The 662-nt window shown below is 50.2% G+C and carries 1 protein-coding gene; it reads left to right on the top strand.

The annotated features are described in order from the left end of the window. Positions 1-662 (top strand): AGE family epimerase/isomerase (locus tag CBE68_RS18610; protein WP_198959877.1); only part of this gene is annotated, 662 nt, incomplete at both ends.

Here is a 662-nt window from a genome sequence, read left to right as displayed (position 1 = left end):
ATTGCCGATTGGTGGGCGACCTACACAGTTGATGAACACCATGGTGGCTTTTATGGCGAGGTCAGTCGGGACAATACGCCGTTGATTGAGTCGGAGAAAAGCATCATTCAGAACACCCGTATTCTGTGGTTTTTCTCAGAGTATGCCCACTTCTTGAGAACAGAAAGCTTGAAAGCCAGAGGGAGCAAATCAGAGCGCTACGAGGCGCTAGCAACCCGCGCGTTTGATTATTTGTTGAAGTACTTTGATGACAAAGACCAAGGTGGCGTGGTGTGGATGCTGGACCATCAGGGGCAGGTGACCGATGGCAAAAAGCAAACCTACGCCATTAGCTTTGCGATTTATGGTCTGTCGGCTTACTACAAGTTGACCAACAATCCGCATGCGCTGGCCAAAGCGCAAGAGTACTTTGGCTTGCTGGAAAAGCATGCGCGCGATTATGAGCGCAATGGTTATGTCGAAGCGTTGACCCAAGACTGGCAGCCAATGGCCGATGTTCGTCTGAGTGACAAAGACGACAACTTGCCGAAGACCATGAACACTCATTTGCATGTGCTTGAGGCGTATACCACCTTGCATTTGGTGGCGCCGAGCGAGCAAACCGCAGAAGCGCTGGCCAATCTGATTGATATTTTCAACGACCAAATCATTGACCATGACAG

Origin of the sequence: Neiella marina (assembly GCF_002165625.1) — a bacterium.
Classification (GTDB): Bacteria; Pseudomonadota; Gammaproteobacteria; order Enterobacterales; family Neiellaceae; genus Neiella; species Neiella marina.
This window is presented reverse-complemented; position numbering and strand designations above follow the sequence as displayed.